The sequence below is a fragment of the Acidovorax sp. ST3 genome (genome assembly GCF_003231145.1).
GTDB lineage: Bacteria > Pseudomonadota > Gammaproteobacteria > Burkholderiales > Burkholderiaceae_C > Acidovorax.
Map to the genome: position 1 here is coordinate 1 of NZ_QKVP01000023.1, position 752 is coordinate 752.

General features: G+C 67.6%; 1 protein-coding gene and 1 pseudogene. One reads left to right on the forward strand and one right to left on the reverse strand.

What is annotated here, in order from left to right:
* Positions 1–312 (reverse strand): annotated as a pseudogene (locus DNK89_RS23295) (SAM-dependent methyltransferase); the annotation flags it as partial.
* Between the two features lie 21 nt (positions 313–333).
* Between DNK89_RS23295 and DNK89_RS23300 the strand changes: the two are divergent.
* Positions 334–752 (forward strand): MBL fold metallo-hydrolase (locus DNK89_RS23300; protein WP_153064321.1); only part of this gene is annotated, 419 nt, incomplete at its 3' end.

A 752-nucleotide genomic window follows, 5' to 3' on the forward strand; every position in this document is an offset into this window, starting at 1 on the left:
GTGCGGCAGGATCAGCAGGTCGACGCTCTGCGATTCGAACGGCAGCGCTTCGGGCTGGGCCAGCACCACGCGCGACTGCCAACCGGCGATATTCTCGGGCGCGGGGGTTTCCGTGCCGACATAGCCCTTGAAGGGCATGCGGTTGGCGCGCAGCAGATTCAGGTCGGCCAGGCCGACCTGCCAGGCGTAATATCCGAAGACGTCCGCCACGGCCGCGTCGAACTGCGCGCGCTCCCAGGCCAGGGCGTATTGCCCTGGCGGGGTCTGGAACCATTCGGCCAGTTCTACAATCGGCGGAGTTTCTTCTGCCACGTCTTCATTCCTTCGAATCCCATGCAAGCCTTGACCGCCCCCGCAGGCGGCCGCGAACGCAACGCCGCGGTCTTGCCCCTGCCCGCCTTCACCGACAACTATATCTGGGCCATCGTCCGCGACGGGCAGGCCGCCGTGGTCGACCCCGGCGAAGCCGGCCCGGTGCTGCAATGGCTGGCCCGCGAAGGCCTGAAGCTGCGCGCCATTCTACTCACGCACCACCACGGCGACCATGTGGGCGGCGTGCTTGAATTGTCCCGCATTGGCGATATCACCGTATATGGCCCGGCGCGCGAAAAGCTGCCGCGCTGCGATGTTCCCCTGGCCGAGGGCGACCGTGTGGTGCTGCCGGAACTGGACCTGGACCTGACGGTGCTGGACGTGCCGGGGCATACCGCGGGCCACATCGCGTACACCGGCCGGGCCGCGGGAAAACAGCC